The organism is Paenibacillus pectinilyticus, assembly GCF_001700435.1.
Classification (GTDB): domain Bacteria; phylum Bacillota; class Bacilli; order Paenibacillales; family NBRC-103111; genus Paenibacillus_E; species Paenibacillus_E pectinilyticus.
On sequence record NZ_LYPC01000027.1, the window covers coordinates 1,111,276 to 1,128,580 of the forward strand.

At 45.6% G+C, this 17,305-nt stretch carries 19 protein-coding genes; 18 read left to right on the top strand and 1 reads right to left on the bottom strand.

Annotated elements, in window-relative coordinates; genetic code table 11:
- The first annotated feature begins 7 nt into the window (after positions 1–7).
- From ribE to ytfJ, 8 genes are all read left to right on the top strand, one after another.
- Complete coding sequence (ribE, locus tag A8709_RS26575) at positions 8–679, top strand: riboflavin synthase (protein ID WP_065856812.1); 672 nt, start codon at positions 8–10, stop codon at positions 677–679.
- Positions 680–698: 19 nt separating this feature from the next.
- Positions 699–1,928, top strand: a complete 1,230-nt coding sequence (locus A8709_RS26580; RefSeq protein ID WP_065856813.1) for a bifunctional 3,4-dihydroxy-2-butanone-4-phosphate synthase/GTP cyclohydrolase II — start codon at positions 699–701, stop codon at positions 1,926–1,928.
- Between the two features lie 76 nt (positions 1,929–2,004).
- The gene (gene ribH, locus A8709_RS26585; protein WP_065856815.1) at positions 2,005–2,475 is read left to right on the top strand and encodes a 6,7-dimethyl-8-ribityllumazine synthase; all 471 of its coding nucleotides are present in this window, start codon (positions 2,005–2,007) and stop codon (positions 2,473–2,475) included.
- Positions 2,475–3,119: a site-2 protease family protein gene (locus tag A8709_RS26590; protein ID WP_065856818.1), complete on the top strand. Its 645-nt coding sequence runs from the start codon at positions 2,475–2,477 to the stop codon at positions 3,117–3,119. The genes ribH and A8709_RS26590 overlap by 1 nt, the downstream gene beginning before the upstream one ends.
- Positions 3,120–3,135: 16 nt before the next feature.
- Positions 3,136–3,927: a segregation and condensation protein A gene (locus A8709_RS26595; RefSeq protein ID WP_065856820.1), complete on the top strand. Its 792-nt coding sequence runs from the start codon at positions 3,136–3,138 to the stop codon at positions 3,925–3,927.
- On the top strand, positions 3,911–4,516 hold the full coding sequence (gene scpB, locus A8709_RS26600) for an SMC-Scp complex subunit ScpB (RefSeq protein WP_084225452.1): 606 nt from the start codon (positions 3,911–3,913) through the stop codon (positions 4,514–4,516). Before A8709_RS26595 ends, scpB begins: the two co-directional genes overlap by 17 nt.
- Before the next feature lie 120 nt (positions 4,517–4,636).
- Positions 4,637–5,341, top strand: coding sequence for a DUF2953 domain-containing protein (locus A8709_RS26605; RefSeq protein ID WP_065856824.1), 705 nt, complete (start codon positions 4,637–4,639; stop codon positions 5,339–5,341).
- Between the two features lie 126 nt (positions 5,342–5,467).
- On the top strand, positions 5,468–5,959 hold the full coding sequence (ytfJ, locus tag A8709_RS26610; RefSeq protein WP_065856826.1) for a GerW family sporulation protein: 492 nt from the start codon (positions 5,468–5,470) through the stop codon (positions 5,957–5,959).
- A 58-nt stretch (positions 5,960–6,017) separates the two neighbouring features.
- Here ytfJ and A8709_RS26615 read toward each other — a convergent pair whose 3' ends face one another.
- Positions 6,018–6,629, bottom strand: coding sequence for a TetR/AcrR family transcriptional regulator (locus A8709_RS26615; protein WP_065856828.1), 612 nt, complete (start codon positions 6,627–6,629; stop codon positions 6,018–6,020).
- A gap of 186 nt (positions 6,630–6,815) precedes the next feature.
- On the opposite strand from A8709_RS26615, the gene A8709_RS26620 reads away from it, so the two are divergent.
- The 10 genes from A8709_RS26620 to A8709_RS26665 all read left to right on the top strand — a co-directional run bounded on the left by A8709_RS26620 (position 6,816) and on the right by A8709_RS26665 (position 17,210).
- Positions 6,816–7,574 (top strand): SDR family oxidoreductase, encoded by a 759-nt coding sequence (locus A8709_RS26620; RefSeq protein ID WP_065856830.1) that lies wholly within the window; start codon positions 6,816–6,818, stop codon positions 7,572–7,574.
- A gap of 191 nt (positions 7,575–7,765) precedes the next feature.
- On the top strand, positions 7,766–8,959 hold the full coding sequence (locus A8709_RS26625; protein ID WP_065856832.1) for a D-alanyl-D-alanine carboxypeptidase family protein: 1,194 nt from the start codon (positions 7,766–7,768) through the stop codon (positions 8,957–8,959).
- Between the two features lie 40 nt (positions 8,960–8,999).
- Positions 9,000–9,599 carry a nucleoside recognition domain-containing protein gene (locus A8709_RS26630; protein WP_065856835.1) on the top strand — a complete coding sequence of 200 codons (600 nt, stop codon included), beginning with the start codon at positions 9,000–9,002 and terminating at the stop codon, positions 9,597–9,599.
- A 6-nt stretch (positions 9,600–9,605) separates the two neighbouring features.
- Positions 9,606–10,139, top strand: coding sequence for a spore maturation protein (locus A8709_RS26635; RefSeq protein WP_065856837.1), 534 nt, complete (start codon positions 9,606–9,608; stop codon positions 10,137–10,139).
- A 103-nt stretch (positions 10,140–10,242) separates the two neighbouring features.
- Complete coding sequence (locus tag A8709_RS26640; protein ID WP_065856839.1) at positions 10,243–10,989, top strand: pseudouridine synthase; 747 nt, start codon at positions 10,243–10,245, stop codon at positions 10,987–10,989.
- Positions 10,990–11,072: 83 nt separating this feature from the next.
- Positions 11,073–11,606, top strand: a complete 534-nt coding sequence (locus tag A8709_RS26645) for a redoxin domain-containing protein (protein WP_065856841.1) — start codon at positions 11,073–11,075, stop codon at positions 11,604–11,606.
- Between the two features lie 48 nt (positions 11,607–11,654).
- Positions 11,655–13,316, top strand: coding sequence for a cytochrome c biogenesis protein ResB (resB, locus tag A8709_RS26650; RefSeq protein WP_065856843.1), 1,662 nt, complete (start codon positions 11,655–11,657; stop codon positions 13,314–13,316).
- The gene (gene ccsA / locus A8709_RS26655) at positions 13,313–14,572 is read left to right on the top strand and encodes a cytochrome c biogenesis protein CcsA (protein ID WP_065856845.1); all 1,260 of its coding nucleotides are present in this window, start codon (positions 13,313–13,315) and stop codon (positions 14,570–14,572) included. The genes resB and ccsA overlap by 4 nt, the downstream gene beginning before the upstream one ends.
- Before the next feature lie 37 nt (positions 14,573–14,609).
- On the top strand, positions 14,610–15,323 hold the full coding sequence (locus A8709_RS26660; protein ID WP_065856847.1) for a response regulator transcription factor: 714 nt from the start codon (positions 14,610–14,612) through the stop codon (positions 15,321–15,323).
- Positions 15,324–17,210: a HAMP domain-containing sensor histidine kinase gene (locus A8709_RS26665; protein ID WP_065856849.1), complete on the top strand. Its 1,887-nt coding sequence runs from the start codon at positions 15,324–15,326 to the stop codon at positions 17,208–17,210.
- Positions 17,211–17,305 lie beyond the last annotated feature (95 nt).

The window sequence follows — 17,305 nt, forward strand, 5'->3', positions numbered from 1 at the left end:
GAGTGGCATGTTTACCGGCATTGTTGAAGAAATCGGCCACATGCGCCGCATTCATAGTGGAGGGCAAGCCATGGTTCTTACCATTGGCGCCAGAAAAATACTCGAAGATGTCCATCTAGGGGACAGTATCTCGGTGAATGGGGTGTGTCTCACGGTCATTGCTTATGATAGTGATTCCTTCTCTGTTGATGTGATGCCCGAAACGTACCGTAAGACCAATCTTCGCAAGCTGCAATCCGGCACACGTGTGAACTTGGAGCGGGCTATGGCAGCGAATGGTCGCTTCGGCGGCCATATCGTGCAAGGGCATGTGGATGCAACAGCAGTGATCCTTTCTCGCATTCCGGAAGAGAACGCTGTTGTGTACAGGTTCGCACCGGAGAATCCGCATATATTCCGCTATATTATTGCAGGTGGTTCGATTACGATCGATGGAATAAGCCTGACGGTTGTCGATGTTACAGATCAGGATGTATCGGTTTCCATCATCCCGCACACCCTGGCACAGACTGTTCTTTATGATAAAAAAGCTGGAGACACGGTCAACATCGAATGCGATGTTTTGGGAAAATATATGGAACGATTGCTTAAATTTGGACCATCCGAGACTTCCCACCGCGGGGAGCCTAAGAAAAGCACGTTAACGGCTAGCTTTTTAGCGGATAATGGCTTTATGTAAGTAGTTAGGAGAGGTGAATATGACACAACCTATTCGATTCAATACGATTGAAGAGGCCCTTACGGATCTGAAATTAGGTAAAGTGATTATTGTCGTGGACGATGAGGATCGTGAAAATGAGGGGGATTTTATCGCCCTTGCTGATAAAACAACGCCCGAAGTCATCAACTTCATGATTAAAGAAGGACGCGGGCTTGTCTGCACACCGATCACGGAGGACAGAGCGAAAGAACTTGATTTACCTCCAATGGTAGCGCGGAATACGGATTTTCATGGCACAGCTTTCACGGTATCCGTCGATCATACAGACACAAGTACTGGGATTTCCGCCTATGAGCGCTCTAGAACGATTCAAGGCTTGATTGATCCAACGACGAAACCTCAGGATTTCCGTAGACCCGGTCATGTGTTCCCGTTGATCGCGAAGAAAGGCGGCGTGCTCCGCAGAGCTGGACATACCGAGGCTGCCATTGATTTGGCACTGTTGTGTGATTCCTATCCAGCGGGTGTGATTTGTGAGGTTATCAAAGAAGATGGTACAATGGCTCGTGTTCCTGATCTCATGGAAATCGCCGCTAAGCATGATCTGCGCATCATTACGATTCAGGATTTGATACAGTTTAGAAACCAACAAGAGAATCTAGTGAAGCGCGAAGTGGAAGTGGATTTGCCAACGGATTTCGGCACCTTCAAAGCGATTGCCTACACGAATCAGCTTGATGATAAAGAACATGTTGCTTTAGTTAAGGGAACCATCGATCCTTCCAAACCAACCTTAGTACGTGTGCATTCCGAGTGTTTAACTGGGGATGTGTTCCATTCTCATCGCTGCGATTGCGGTCCTCAGCTGGATGCGGCATTAAAACAGATTGATGAAGAGGGCAATGGTGTATTATTATATATGCGACAGGAAGGTCGCGGTATCGGTTTAATCAACAAATTGAAGGCCTATGTCCTTCAAGAGCAGGGATTTGACACGGTAGAAGCGAATATTAAGCTTGGATTTGCTCCAGATCTTCGGGATTACGGCATCGGTGCTCAAATTCTGAAAGACCTTGGCATCACGAAGCTCCGCCTTCTGACGAATAATCCACGTAAAATCAAAGGTCTTGAAGGTTATGGACTTGAGGTGGATGAACGCGTTCCGATTCAAATGGATAGCAAGAAAGATAACCTTAGCTATTTACAAACCAAGCAACAGAAGCTCGGCCATATGCTGAATTTTATCGATGTAGGCAAAGGCATTTAACAATAGTAGAACTTGAACTTCGAATTACCATCAACATCCAAACCAATAGGCTTCATCAGAAAGGGAGATTCTTACCATGGCAACGATTTACGAAGGACATTTAATTTCACAAAACTTGAAATATGGGATCGTCGTTGGACGTTTCAATGAGTTCATTACATCCAAACTACTTGGCGGTGCACAAGACGCTCTTAAACGTCACGGTGTCCTCGAAAATGAAATTGACATCGCATGGGTTCCAGGCGCTTTCGAACTACCACTAATCGCGCAAAAAATGGCAGAGAGCGGTAAATACGATGCGGTTATCACCCTTGGTGCTGTTATTCGTGGTTCAACGCCGCATTTTGATTATGTGTGCAGTGAAGTAGCGAAGGGCGTTTCTGCGATTAACTTGAAAACAGGCGTACCTACGATTTTTGGTGTATTGACGACGGACTCCATTGAACAAGCGGTTGAACGCGCAGGAACGAAAGCAGGCAACAAAGGATGGGAAGCTGCCGTAACTGCGATTGAGATGGCGAATTTGACGAAGCAATTCACTTCTTAATGCTGTCTTATTATCATTTGGAATCACTGCTGCCGCGGCTGTTCGCATTTCTAATCGCTATGACTCTGCATGATACAGCACATGCAGGAGTCGCTTGGCTGCTTGGAGATCGTACAGCCCGCGATGGCAAACGATTATCGCTGAACCCCTTGGCACATATAGATGCCTTGGGGTTGGCGATGATTATTTTTGGGCCATATGGCTGGTCGAAGAACATGCCGGTGAATCCCGATCGTTTTCCAGCACATAAAAGAAAACTTTCGCAGACGCTCGTTTATTTGGCGGGTCCCTTAACGAATATGGTACTTGCTTTATTTTTCTGGTGGCTCTATTTCTTCTTGCCTAGTATACTGGGTACGGGATCGGAATCCATCGCCATTGCAGAATGGCGTGTCTATTTGCAGTATTGTGTCATCGTTAACGTCATGATTGGCTTCATTCACTTATTACCGCTATACCCGCTTGATGGATGGTTTATTTGGAAAGGTCTAGTCTCTCCAGCCAAGCAAGCATGGTTTAAACAACAGGAGAAAAAAGCACTCATTCTTGTAATCGTTTTATTGGTTACGCCCATTGGGCAAAGGGCATTAAGTCATATTTATCCTTACGCTGTACAAGTAATTATGCATATTTATTCACTATGACAAGGGGAAGAACGACATGAAGGTTACGTATAAATTAGAAGCGTTTGAAGGCCCCCTTGATCTATTGCTCCATCTAATTGATAAGAATGAACTCGACATTTACAATATTCCGATCAAAGAAATTACAGATCAATACCTTGAGTACGTACAAGCTATGCAAGAGCTGGAACTCGATATTACGAGTGAATTTCTAGTCATGGCCGCAACTTTGCTATCAATCAAAAGCAAGATGCTCTTACCCAAGCCGCCTGTGATTGAATTTGACGAATATTTTGATGATATGGATGACTCGCTAGACCCGCGTGCTGAGCTTGTTGCGAAGCTGATTGAGTACCGGAAGTATAAGTCAATCGCTGACATGCTTCGTGATAAAGAAGTGGAGCGCAGCCTCGTTTATACACGTGAACCGGAAGATTTGACACCTTATCTGCATGTGGTTCAAGAGAACCCCGTAGAAGGTCTGGATGTAGCTGATTTACTTTTTGCTTTTCAACGCACCCTGCGTAAGTTAGCGAATCGCAATGTTGTTGCCCGGATCCGCCGCGATGAAATATCTGTGAAGGAGCGGATTCGCGAAGTTGTTGATTTGCTTAAAATAAGAGGCGGCAAGCTGTTATTTTCACGGTTATTTGACTACGAAATGACAAGAGAAGAGATTGTCGTGACGTTTCTAGCCATTTTGGAATTAATGAAAATGAAAAAAATCGTATGCTATCAGAATCAGCTGTTTGATGATATCGTCATTCAAGCCAAAGAGGAGGGAACTGACTTTGACACTCAACTTCCAACAGATGAAATCAATTATTGAAGGACTTCTCTTTGCCTCTGGCGACGAAGGACTGGATATCAAACAGATTGCAGAAGTGATGGAGCTTGATGCCTATGTGATCAAAGATTTGTTGAAGGATATGAGAACAGATTTCAAGCGTAAGGGACGCGGTGTTCAAATCGTGGAGGTAGCCGGCTCGTATCAACTTACGACTTTAGCGGAGCATGCGCCTTATTTTGAGCGTCTTGCCTATTCGCCTTCACGCTCATCACTTTCGCAAGCAGCATTAGAGACATTATCTATTGTGGCATATAAGCAGCCAATCACACGTGTAGAGATCGAGGAGATCCGCGGCGTCAAATGCGATCGCGCTCTTGCTACTTTAACAAGCAAAGATCTCATTACCGAGGTTGGACGTGCCGATGCGGTAGGCAGACCGATCCTTTATGGAACTTCCAAGCAATTCCTAGAGTATTTCGGGCTTAGTTCGATTCAAGAGCTGCCAGATTCTGCAAACTTTCAAGGTAATTTCGATTTGGAAGAAGAAACGCGAATGTTATTCGATCGCCTTGGCGGAGATCAGAAGCAATTAACATTGGAAGATGTCAGCGATGAACATGGCGAGTAAATTCACGTGTTCGATCTCTATCCAAACATGCATTTGATTTCCTTTTAAAGGTCATACTAACTCCACCTGCGAGAAGAATTACTCTTGCAGGTGGAGTTTTTTTTGGCTGAGGAGGCGTGGATGTTGTTGTGGGTTGGATTGGCCGTAATGATCGTCATTATCGCTGTTGTCGTTGTCCTGTATAGCTATATGCGAGGTGAGTTTTACTTTTCTCGTGTGAAGGATAACGATACACTTTCGGTAGAACTGCGTGCCCTATTTGGGCTGGTGCGCTATCGCTATGTTATCCCGATAATTCAGTTTAAAGGTTTTGCCCAGGGGATTATGATTAAATCAGAAACGGTAGGCAAGTTCAGCTCTGAATTGAAGGATGTATCCCGAGACCATATTACCAAAGATAAGGTTATCTCCTTTTATAAACAAGCCAAAGATGTACTTGTACATACCTTGAATTTATATGGTTGGATGAAACAATCCCTTGCCAAAGTGGAGTGTACAGAACTGAAATGGATTACACGCGTGGGCGTAGGGGATGCACCTGAAACGGCGATTACGACAGGGGCTGTTTGGGGAATTAAGTCATCACTCTTAGGATTCTCAATCCGATACGTCAAACTCATCGCGAAGCCGCGGATTGATGTGATTCCGCAATATAATGAGAAGCAATTTGCAACCGAGTTCCGCTTTGCAGGACGCATCCGTGTTTGGTATGCCGTTGTTGCTGGTGTTCGACTTCTGCTCCGAGCAGCCAAAGTAAAAGGCGGTATTCGCACATGGATTCAATTTGCGATGAAAGCAAGAGCCAGATTTAAACCCGCCTCTTGAGTAGTACATAACCCCATGCCTCTAAGGGCACTCTAGAAGTGAACCATGATAGTTCTTTTTTATGTTAGAGTGCTTGAGCTTTCGATGCAGTTCGCAGGGCGAAAAACGCTAAGGAGGAATATGAAGATGTCCGAACACCCGATTCAAGGCCTCATGAAAGTCGCCATGGAAAATATAAAAGAAATGGTCGACGTAAACACGATTGTCGGTGACCCGGTCGAAACGCCAGACGGCAGTGTCATCATGCCGATTTCCAAAGTCGGCTTTGGTTTCGCCGCAGGCGGCAGTGAGTTTGTGACAGACTCGGAAATCGAAATCGAAGGCGGAGTTAACCGCGGAGATGCGATTAATGCCAAAGTTGCCCTTCCCTTCGGTGGTGGTAGCGGCGGTGGGGTATCTATTACACCAATTGCCTTCCTCGTCGTCGGTAAAAATGGCGTCAAGGTCGTTCCGTTAGACAACCAAACGCATATCTTGGAGCGTCTAATCGATTCTGCACCGCAGGTCGTAGACAAGATCCAAAGTATGATCAAAGGGATGTCAGCGAAGGCTCCTGCGGCTACAACTAGTGTGGGAACGAATGTTACCAACGTTGAGAATCAGAATTTTATCGTGTAGTCATTTGGTCATTATGAGCTGTCCTTTGAGGACAGCTTTTTCTATGCGATGGTCTCGATCACTTACCGGAGCTTCTCAACGCGGTTTTAGCAACAGTAGGATGCCAATTGATGATTTTAATCAATTGCTCTTGCATATAGGAAGGCGAATATTTGAATTCACTTTCAATCCAATGGAAAATAAGACCGAGCAAAGCATGAATGGAATAGATAGCAAGTAGTTCTTGATCTATCTCATGATCTTTTTCTGAATAGATTAATTCTTCTTGTGTGATTTTTTTTAATGCAGTAAACATGCTCTCTTTTAATTTGGGAAGCACATCACTTTGCGAAAGCACGGCATACATGGAAGAATTCTGGAAAAAATGTTCAAAAATCATGACTGCATTCGCTGGCAGTTCATTAATGCGAAACACTTCAACTTTTTCATAAGGAGCCCGAAAGGACTGTATGAACTTCTGAGTCAAATTGGTAATAATTTCATTTAGTAAATCTTCTTTACTTTCATAATTGGCATAGAAAGTTCCTCGATTATAATTCGCATATTCGACGATTTCGGTGATCGAAATAGCTGTAAAAGACTTCTGGGCCATAAGTGCAAGCAGCGCTTCGCTTAGGGCTATTTTGCTTCTCACGATTCGACGATCTATTTTCTTTTCAATTTCGGGCATACCGATCCATTCCTTTTTGACGATAGTGTACAAAACCGAGCATATTGTTCGTTAGCTAACAAACGACAGCTTTTTACTGATTGTAACACGTTTGCTACTTTATTATACTTCAAGTGAAAGAAGTTCTATAGGCAATTTGCAAGGATGGACACGTACTTAAATAATTCACTACTGGAGGCTTTATACATGAAACTATCTGGAAAAGTTGCAATTGTTACTGGCGCTGCGTCAGGTATGGGAAAAGCAATCGCAGAGTTGTTCGCTGCTGAAGGTGCACAGGTTGTCGTTTCTGATCTTCGTGTTGAAGGAGCTCAAACGGTTGTAGCAGGTATTGAATCCAAGGGTGGGAAAGCCATCGCGATTGCGGCGAACGTTGCCAAAGAAGAAGATGTTCAACAACTGATTGATACGGCCGTGTCAGAATTCGGCACGGTGGATATTTTAATAAATAATGCAGGGATTATGGATAACTTTGTTCCAGCTGGCGATTTGACAGATGAGCTGTGGGATCGCGTTTTCGCTATTAACACAACAGGAGTAATGCGCACAACACGTAAAGTTCTTCCGATCTTCACTGAGCGAAAAAGCGGAGTCATCGTTAACATTGCTTCCGCAGGCGGCTTGAATGGTTCCAGAGCGGGTGCAGCTTATACGGCTTCCAAACATGCTGTTGTTGGATTTACAAAGAATGTTGGGTTCCAATATGCGAATCTGGGAATTCGCTGTAATGCCATCGCACCTGGTGGTGTGAGCACGAACATAGGAACAACCATCACAGCTCCGAATCCATTTGGTATGGAAAGAGCGATGGTAGGTATGGGGTTGAATCCACGTGCAGGTGAGCCGGAAGAAATCGCGAAAGTTGCGTTGTTCTTGGCTTCGGATGATTCAAGTTTCGTAAATGGTACAGTTGTAACAGCAGATGCTGGCTGGACAGCATACTAAGATTTCGCCTAGATTGGACAATTAAATGTGATGGGGCTATCTCAAAGGTTTTATGACCTAAGAGATAGCCTTTTTTTGTGCTTCTTCCCGGACATATCCCTCGTCCACATGCATATACTTGTACAAAGTTTTGTCAGTTGGAAGAGCTCGGAAGTGTACAAGTTCGTATATGTAGGGGGATAACGAAACCGATGAAAACCAAAGCCCAGTTCGTCCTATTATGCTGTGCCTTACTTGGAATTCTAGTTGCACCTTGGACCCAGGTAGAGGCTGCACCGCCTGGGATTCATACGAATGCCGTGGGCGCTTCCCTTGTTGATGTGGAGTCAGGGCGTATCCTTTATAGTGAAAAAGGGGACACGCCTATGCGTATAGCCAGTTTAACAAAGATCATGACAGCCATTATTGCGATTGAGCAAGGTGACTTGAATAGCATGGTCAAAGTGAGCAAGAATGCTTTTGGTAAAGAAGGCTCCTCGATTTATTTGAAATTGGGGGAAGAGATGAGGCTTCAAGACATGCTCTATGGCCTCATGATGCGTTCTGGTAATGATGCAGCTACCGCCATCGCTGAGCATATTGGAGGCAGCGTCGAAGGTTTCGTCTACTTGATGAATGAGAAAGCGAAGAGTCTAGGCATGGACCACTCCCATTTTACGAATCCTTCTGGGCTGGATGAAGGGGAAGGACATCGCTCTAGTCCCAATGACATGGCCAAGCTAACGGCATATGCTTTGAAAAATAGTGTGTTCGCCGATATTGTATCTACGAAGCTGAAGAAAGTTCCGAATCCGAATGAGCCATGGGATTACTCCTGGTTGAATAAAAACAAGATGCTCTCCATGTTCGATGGCGCAGATGGCGTGAAAACGGGTTATACGAAGTTGGCTAAACGCTGCTTAGTATCTTCCGCAACGCGTGACGGTCAGCAGCTTGTCGCGGTTACGTTGAATGATGGCGATGACTGGGCGGACCATGCCAGGATGCTGCAGTATGGCTTTAAGAATTTCCCATTGCAGACGCTGGTGAAAAAAGGCGATCTCATTGAGGGGACGCCATGGGTAGCCAGTCGTACATTCAGTTACCCACTTGCCGAGGGGGAAGCGGCGGGCTTGACACATAAAGTCAACCTAGTAGACCCAACTTCGACGGCGTATCGATTGGCTGAGCGTGGGTCGTTACAAATATTTTTGCAAAACAAGGCGATCCAAACAATTCCCATCTACGATAAAACGAATCCACTTTTACAGGCACCTACGCAAGCGACGTTTTCTTTTCAGCCAAGTGCGCCATATAAGGAAACCTTATTAACAAGGTATGGGTACATATGCAGAATGCTTGTTCAGGGGTTATTTAGCATTTCAGGTTCCATGTGGGCGGATTAAGCAAGGAGTTGTATGCGGTCTAATGAAGGAGAGCTAACCTATGGTAAATTGGATATGGTTATTTTTTATCGTCATTGGTTTTGTCGTTGCAGCGATCAATGGTGATGTGGAATCAGTTACGAAAGCGGCGTTTGATGGCGCGAAGAATGGGGTTACGGTTTGTTTTGGCCTAATCAGTGTGTTGGTGTTCTGGATGGGAATGATGCGAATTGCTGAAGATGCGGGTATTTTAGCCAAGCTTGCCAAACTCCTGCAGCCAGCGGTCAGATTTCTTTTTCCAAGTATCCCGAAGAATCATCCTGCGCTTGGCTATATCATGTCGAATATGAGTGCCAATATTCTAGGTTTAGGGAACGCTGCAACCCCGATGGGGATTAAAGCCATGCAAGAACTGCAGAAATTGAACGCCAATAAAGATGAGGCGAGTACCGCCATGTGCACGCTCCTAGCGCTCAATACCTCGAGTATCACGCTCATTCCGACTACTCTTATTGCAATACGGATGAATTTTAATTCCATGAATCCGGCTGAAATTGTAGGAACAACACTCATCGCAACGATGATTTCCACGACCGCTGCTATTTTCGTGGATCGATGGTATCGAAGGTCGCGGTCACCCATTCCGCCGCTGAAAGGATGATCCTGCATGTACGCACTCGTTTCCCTCATTTCGGCCTGGGCAATTCCAATAATGATTGTTTTCATCCCTTTATACGCGGCCTATCGGAAAGTTCCCGTCTATGAATCCTTTGTAGAGGGAGCGAAGGAAGGCTTTGATACAGCGATCAAAATTATTCCGCATCTCGTCGGCATGATGGTTGCGATCTCGGTGTTTCGAGCCTCAGGTGCGATGGACATGCTAATCGGCTGGATGCGGCCTTTCTTTGAAAGTATCGGCGTGCCGACAGAAGTGCTGCCTTTGGCCATATTGCGCCCGATAACGGGTGCGGGTTCATTGGCTTTTACAACTGATCTCATTGAGCAATTCGGACCTGATTCCATGATCGGACGTATCGCATCAACCGTACAAGGGAGTACAGATACGACCCTGTATGTGATAACTGTTTATTTTGGCGCTATCGGTATTCGAAAAGCAGGTTATGCGCTCAAGGTCGGTCTCATTTCGGATGCAGTTGGATTCATTGCTTCGCTCGTTATTTGCTATTTGGTATTCTCTTAATGTGAAATCGTCATTAATTTGTCACCTTCTGTCAGCTAATCTGGGTTGCCGCTTGAGATTTACACCTAACTCCGTTATCATTAACGTGAGGTGAAAGCGGATAATGGAAAGACTGCAAAAAGTATTGGCCGAAGCGGGTATCGCATCCCGCCGGAAATGTGAAGAAATCATCACAGCGGGACGCGTGCAAGTGAACGGTGAAGTCGTCACAACGCTGGGTGTGAAAGTGAATACAGAAGAAGATGAAATTAGGGTAGATGGACGTGCGATAGGTCAGCAGAAGAAGATCTATGTCATTTTAAATAAGCCCAAAGGTGTCATCACAAGTGCAACAGATCCAGAGGGGCGTAAAGTTGTTACAGACTTCCTACCGGGCATTCGTGAAAGAGTTTACCCTGTGGGTCGTTTGGATTATGATACAGAAGGCCTGCTTCTGCTTACGAATGATGGTGAATTTGCACATCTGCTCACGCATCCGAAGCACCATGTTCCTAAGACGTATCAAGCGACAGTTAAAGGGGTTCCGCACGGCACGTTATTAGACAAGCTAAAAATGGGCATACAATTAGAAGACGGGATGACAGCTCCTGCTGAGGTTGAGTATGCGGACGTGAACATGGAGAAGAATGAGTCCATCATTCAGATCACGATCTATGAAGGAAGGAACCGCCAAGTCAGACGGATGTTTGAGGCGATTTCATTTCCTGTTATCAAATTAAAGCGGATTAAATTCGGTCCAATCTTCTTAACGGGTCTGCCAAGAGCAAAGTATCGTCACTTGACGCCGAAAGAGGTTGAAGAGCTTAGGAACGAAGCTCTAAGGACACATAACGTTCAAAAAGGCCAATAAGAATTGGCCTTCTTTTCGTTATAATAAGGGTATAATTCGATATGAAAATACTAACATTGTCGAAAAAGCGAAGGTGATTAACAATGGGTCGTAATAAGAAGTGGGTACAGATTGGGATATTTACAATCGTGCTTATTATTGGCGTGTTTACGATTATTACCAATTTGTCAGCATCAGCCAGCAAGAAATATCCACAAGAAGGTGACAAAGCGACGAACTTCTCTTTGATCGGTCTAGATGGTAAGACACATGAACTATCTGAGTACAAAGGGAAACCGGTTCTAGTGAATTTCTGGGGTACGTTTTGTCCACCCTGTAAAGAAGAAATGCCTGATCTGCAGAAAATGTATGATAAGTATAAGGCTCAGGGCGTTGTCTTCTTAGAAGTCAATGTGGATAAGAATAAAGTAACGGTGCAAGGCTTCATGGACCAATACAAGCTCAATATGCCAGTTCTGCTAGATGCGAACGAAGTGGTGCGCAAAACGTATGGGGTGATGGATTACCCGACCACATTCTTTATTGGCGCAGATGGCAAGATTGCTGTGAAGAAGATTGGTCAGATGGAAGAATCTTTCATTGATACAACATTAGCTAACTTGGTTACCAAATCGTAATCGACAATCGTACTTGCCTGCGTGCGCAACGTTTTTTAGGAGGTCATCATGTTCTACAATACCAAATGCGATTGCGGGCATCAGAACCCCACAGGCACTACCCTGTGTGAATCATGTGGCAATCCGCTAATTGATGCTGATGGCAGAGATATTTTGGAGATGCGCTATGACGGGATGGCTCGGCGCTCCCAGAAAACGAATCCATCTCTGCTTGATAAAGTCTGGAACTTCTTCTCCTCGGTCAAAATAGCGGTATGGATTATTTTTATCACACTGCTTGCTTCCGCTGTAGGAACGATTTTTCCACAAGAGAATACCTTTCTGGATATGGAACCTTCCCAATATTATGCCGATAATTACGGTACATTGGGAAAAATTTATTACACGCTTGGCTTATCACACACCTTTAGCTCCTGGTGGTTCATTACGTTATTATTCATGATCGGGACTTCGCTCGTTATTTGCAGCTTAGACCGTGTGTTACCGCTTTATCGGGCATTAAGCAAGCAACAAATTCGCAAGCATCTTAATTTTCTCGTGAGGCAAAATGTGACACTTGTCGCTGATCTGCCAGCAAATACCGATGAGGTTGCCTGGACGAATCAGTTAGGCGCACTTCTGCGCAAAAAAAATTATCGCGTACATACAGATGGTTCAGCGTTGCTTGCTGAGAAATATCGCTTTAGCCGCTGGGGTCCCTATATTAATCACATTGGACTCATTATTTTCTTGATCGGCGTGCTGATGCGCAGCATTCCTGGTTGGCACATGGATCAGTACATGGGCATCCTGGAAGGTGAAACCAAGCCAATTCCACATACGTCCTATTTTATTAAAAACGAGAAATTTACCTTGACCCTTTATGATGATAAGGATCTTCCTGAAAGCATTAAGGCAAAAGGGCAAATCGTTCCCAAGACGTATGAGACACAAGCGGTCTTATATCATTGCACGGCGAATTGCGATGACACGTCTGGTGCGCCTGTATTGGAAGAAGTGGATAAATCCGATATTACAGTGAATCATCCGTTGGATTATAAAGGACTTCAAGCCTACCAGTTTGATTACAAAGCGACACCGCTTCTGATTTCAGTTAAACCAACGCTGAGTAATCCGGTTACAGGTGAGAGCTACGGCAGTTTTGATTTACCGATGAATAATCCGAAGGATTCCTACCAAGTTGGGCCTTATAAGCTTACGTTGAAAGGATTTTTCCCGGAGTTCGGGTTAGAGAATGGTCAACCGATCTCGAAATCGAATGATCCAAAAGCACCTGCTTTTATTTTTAGTATTACAGGCCCAGGACTTGCAGACAAAGGTGAACCGTATCTGTATTTCCCACGGCAAATTGATAAAGAAACTTTCTCGCAGGATACGATCAACGGTGCAATCAGCCAGAAGTTGAAGATTGCTGTAGGCTCGATGGAAGGCGTTCAATTCGCGAACTATACGACGTATCTGAACATTCGTGTGGATAAGGCAATGCCGTATATCTGGGTTGGCGCCGCGATCTTTATGATCGGTGTCATTATGGGCTTCTATTGGCAGCACCGCCGGATATGGATTCGCATTGATGCTGGCAAGCTAACGCTTGGCGGGCATACCAACAAGAACTACTTTGGCCTTCGTAATGAAGTGGCTGCAGCATTAAATAAGAATGGCTTCGACGTTTCACCGAAAATATTAGCAAATGGAGGCAACCAGGGGTGAATGTAAACTCTGTCAGCAGTACCTTTTTACTTATTGCATTTTTCGTATATTTGCTCGCATTCTTTCTGTTCGTCCTCTCGATTACAGGTAAAAGATGGAGCAATCGAGATCCAGAGCAGCATACGAAGCAATGGGGCTTTGTAGCGTTCCTGACCTCAGTCGCCGGCTTTGCATGCCATGTGACATTCTTCTTCACAAGATGGACAGAAGGAGGTCATATTCCTACTTCCAATATGTATGAATTCATGACCTTTTTAGGGATGATGATCATGTGTGCGTTCTTGGTCGTATATCTCATTTATCGTACACCAGTTCTAGGTGTTTTCGCTTTACCGATCGGCTTTATCATTATTGCTTATGCCTCTGTTTTTCCAAGTGAAGTACAGCCGTTAATTCCTGCGTTGCAAAGCTATTGGCTTAAAATTCACGTCACGACAGCCGCAACTGGAGAAGCATTCTTCGGTGTTGGTTTTGCCGGCGGGTTAATGTACTTACTTCGCGCAGTAGATTACAAAGGCAAGACGAAGGTTGATAAACGTGAACAAAGAGGTGTCGAACTAACACTGTTCTTCATTTTCATGCTAGTCGCCTTTATCGCATCGATTTTCACATTCAATGGATCTGGATATAAAGCCGTGTTTTCCAAAGATGCCATCGTGACGAATACACAAGGGGTTCAGGAAACGAACCATACGACTGAAACGTATGTCTTGCCGCCATTTGTTGGTCCGCACGGCATGAAGGTTGATAGTATGAAACCTTTCCTAGGCATGTCAGAGCCGCTATTCTCAGCTCCATCATGGATGGAAGGTGCAAGTGCTGGACGGAAGTTGAATACAGTCATTTGGTCCATTCTAGGCGGTCTTATCTTGTACGGACTTGCACGCCTTGTTGCCCGTAAGCCAATCGGGGCGGCAATTGGACCAATTGTCAAAGGAATGGATCCGGAGGATCTGGATGAGATCAGTTACCGTGCCATTGCGATCGGGTATCCAATTTTCACCTTAGGTGCACTGATATTTGCCATGATTTGGGCGCAAGAGGCTTGGGGCCGATTCTGGGGATGGGATCCGAAAGAAGTATGGGCTTTGATCACATGGTTGTTCTACGCCGTGTTCCTGCATCTTCGTCTATCCAAAGGTTGGCAAGGTAAGAAATCCGCTTGGTTAACAGTAATCGGCTTTATCGTGGTTATGTTTACGTTAGTCGGTGTAAACTTAGTTATTGCTGGACTTCACTCCTATGCCGGAGTTTAATATCAAATTCGAACTGTAGAGAGGAATGTGACGCTTTATGGAATTGAAGCCAAGTATTCTTGTTGTCGATGATGAAGAACGTATTCGCCGCTTGCTCCGAATGTATTTGGAGAAAGAGGGCTATTTGATAGAAGAAGCTGAAGATGGGGAATCTGCGCTGCGTATGGCGACTGAAACTGACTTCGATCTCGTCTTGCTTGACGTCATGTTGCCAGGCATTGATGGCATTGAAGTATGTGCGCGGCTTCGTCAAGTGAAGTCCACACCGGTCATCATGTTGACTGCGAAAGGCGAAGAAACGAATCGTGTCAGCGGATTTGAAGTGGGGGCGGATGATTATGTGGTGAAGCCGTTCTCGCCTCGTGAAGTTATTTATCGCGTGAAAGCAATTCTTCGTCGTTCTTCGGCAACAGCATATTTATCCAAAGATGCCAGCTCCAGCAACAACATTGTGTTCCCGAACTTGATCATTGAGCATGACGCACATCGCGTTACAGCCGGTGGTCAAGAAGTGGCCTTAACGCCGAAGGAATATGAATTGCTGCATTACTTGGCTGTTTCGCCGGATAAGGTTTTCTCACGCGAGGAACTGCTGAAGGATGTATGGAACTATGAGTTTTTCGGTGATTTACGTACGGTTGATACACATGTGAAACGTCTTCGTGAAAAATTAAACAAAGTATCCCCGGATGCTGCTGCGATGATTACGACGGTATGGGGTGTAGGCTACAAGCTAGAGGTGCCTAAATAAGTGTTTATTTTCAGAAGTGTCGTCGGTAAGCTTTGGTTGACGATTATTGGCCTAGTTGGGGTTGTTTTGCTCATACTAGGTTTTTTTCTTGTCAATTATATGGAAAATTATTTCTCGCAGGCAACATCGCAGACAGATAACATGAAATTAATGGCGGCCAAATTCTCAGAGGAAGCCACGGAGCATATGTACAACGAGCAGTTCTACCAATTAAGCAATGAGCTGCTTAGTTTTCAGGATTCAAGAATGTTAGTGATTTCTACAGATATGAAAGAAATGGCAATACCCACGACGAAGGGGAGTGATCTGCCTAACTTCCACGTGTCGGATTTCTACACAGCAGATGAATTAAAGCCTGTATTCCAAGGTCAACGCTTAGATAAGCAAGTGAATAAAACAGGCACCGGTCGATTCGATACGGGGACAGAATATCTTGTTGTAGCCGTTCCACTTTACAATTTGGAAGGTGGCATCGTTGGTGCAACATTGTTATACCAATCTTTGCAATCGTTAGAAGCGACACAATCTTATATGCTTAGGTTATTCATCTACGTATCGATTGTTGGCTTCCTCATGACAACCTTTTTCGCCTTCTTCCTATTCTCACGGATTACAAGACCGCTGCAGCAGCTGAAGAAAGCGGCGGATTTCATCACGATGGGTGAGTATGGTAAGCGTGTGCCGATCCTTTCCAAGGATGAGATTGGTGAACTCGCCAAGACGTTTAATCATATGGGAGATAAAATGCAGGAAAGCATCAATGCCCTTAGTCAAGAGAAGGAGCACTTATCGAGCATTCTGCGCAGTATGACGGATGCGGTCATCACGCTTGATGTGAATGGGTCTGTCATGCTTAGCAACCCGCAAGGGGAGAAAATTGTGAAAGAGTGGAGCACTATCGAGTGGTCGGATGACGATGGGGAGCCTAGGCGCTATCCTAAGCCGGATACGTCACTAGGTGATTGGGGGCTTACAAGCTTTAGTAACCCGTACTCGAGCCCGATTCCAGTGCCCTTGATTCCCCTCTTCGAAGCGGTCGTCGATGAGTCATCAGAAGCCGCTACCAAGCTTCATGTGCAAAATGGCGTGTGGTCCGTGGCGATGACGCCGCTGTACTCACGCGATCAAGTGCGCGGCGCTGTGGCCGTTCTCCGTGATGTCACGGAGGAGGAACGTCTAGATAAGCTGCGCAAAGATTTCGTGGCGAACGTCTCGCATGAGCTGCGGACGCCGATCTCGATGCTGCAGGGCTATAGTGAAGCCCTGCTCGATGATATTCCCTCCACGCCGGAGGAGCGCGTGGAGCTCGTGCAGGTCATCCACGACGAGTCGCTCCGCATGGGGCGCCTCGTCCGTGACCTGCTCGATCTGGCGCGGATGGAAGCCGGCCATCTCGAGCTAAGCTTCAGGGAAGTCGAGCTCGACTCCCTGGTGAGACGTATGCACCGCAAATTCGCGGTGCTGGCCAAAGAGCGCGGCATCGCGCTAAGCGTGATGCTGCCTGAAGAGCCCCTCATCCTGCTTCGGGCGGATGAGGATCGGTTGGAGCAGGTGCTGACGAACCTGCTCGACAATGCCTTCAGGCATACGCCCGCGGGGGCGAGTATAGCCTTGAAGGCTGAGCTGGGCCGCTATAAGGACCGGCCAGCGGTCCGCATTGAGATTGTGGATGAAGGGCAGGGGATTCCTGCCGAAGACCTGCCTTTCATCTTTGAACGCTTCTACAAGGCAGACAAAGCCCGTACACGCGGATCCTCTGGTGGGACGGGGCTTGGACTTGCCATTGTCAAAAATATTATAGATTCCCACCATGGTACGGTATCTGTCGTAAGTACATGGGGCCAAGGAAGTGCATTTACGATTTGGTTGCCGTGCGAACACAAATAAACAGAAAATTGTGCGAATTTCGACACATAAAAAAGGCGAAATCTGAGTTGACACTCTGATTTCGCCTTTTTATTGTAGAATATTCAGATAAAATC